Annotated in this window: 1 protein-coding gene; it reads left to right on the forward strand. The window is 45.1% G+C overall.

What is annotated here, in order from left to right:
• Positions 1-65: 65 nt before the first annotated feature.
• Positions 66-1,338, forward strand: a 1,273-nt coding sequence (gene phoR, locus A3761_RS22260; RefSeq protein ID WP_068750909.1) for a phosphate regulon sensor histidine kinase PhoR, incomplete at its 3' end; no start/stop codon positions are given.

Below are 1,338 nucleotides of genomic sequence, written 5' to 3' on the forward strand. Positions count from 1 at the left end.
GCGTTTTAATGGCAAACTATTGAATCAGAGAATGAATCTGTCTTCCTGTGCTGGAGCATAAGGTTATGCACAAACGAATCATCGGTCACTTATACTCCCTTTTTTGGGCTGTGATTGGCTTGCTGGTACTTGGCCTGCTGATTGGGGAATTAGCGTGGGTTCTCGCGATTGGCTGCTTTGCCTACTTAGCCTGGACAATCAGCCAGGCTGTTAAGCTGCATCGTTGGCTTTACAGTGTACAAGAAGACCAAGCAATTCCCGAAAGCCATGGTTTATGGGGCGATCTGTTTGACGGTCTATATCAAATTCAATATCAAAATCGCATTACTCAAGAAAACTTGCGGTCAATGATTGCTCGTGTCCAATTATCTACCAATGCACTAAAAGAGGCTGTCGTCATGACTAACTCTGAAGGTGCGATGGACTGGTGGAATGACTCTGCAAGTACAGTACTTGGCTTTAAACGAGAGTCAGATAGAGGTCAGCTGATAACAAATTTGCTTAGAGACCCTTCCTTTAAGCGATATTTTGAAAGCAAGAATTACGACGAACCTTTAGAGCTACGTTCACCTTTAAATAAAAGTGCAACTTTGCAAGTACATATCACTTTGTTTGGCAAAGATGACCGCTTGGTTTTCGCGCAAGATGTGACGCGTGTGCAGCGACTTGAACAGATGCGGCGTGACTTCGTTAGCAATGTTTCTCATGATATGAGAACGCCATTGACGGTTATTAGAGGTTATATCGAAACCTTCCAGGATGCTGAAGATACACCTAAGAAGTGGCGAAGAGCCTTAAATTCAATGCAAGAGCAAACGAAACGGATGGAAAGCCTGATTAGTGACCTCTTGTTACTCGCCAAGTATGAAACTGAAGGCCTGCCTAGTAATACTCAAGCGATCGATATCGAACCGGTACTACAAGAAGTCTACCGCGACGCACGAGCCTTTAGCGCTGACAAAAATCAGAATATTCGTTTGGACTTTGAAAGCACCAAACCCTGTTTATTTACCGGTGACTCTCGTCAGCTTTATAGCGCCTTCTCAAACCTTGCGTTTAATGCAGTTAAGTATACGCCCACCGGTGGTGATATCGACATCAGCTGGTGGCTGGATGAAGAAGGTGCTCACTTTTGTGTGCGTGATACCGGTGAAGGTTTTGATTCCGTTCACATCCCTCACTTGACGGAACGCTTCTATCGAACGGACCCCAGCAGAGACCACTCAAGTGGCGGCTCAGGCTTGGGCTTAGCGATCGTGAAGCATGTATTGATCAATCATAATGCCGAGCTGGAAATCCATAGTGAAGAAGGCATAGGCAGTGAGTTTATTTGTCACT

The sequence above is a fragment of the Oleiphilus sp. HI0123 genome (assembly GCF_001635315.1).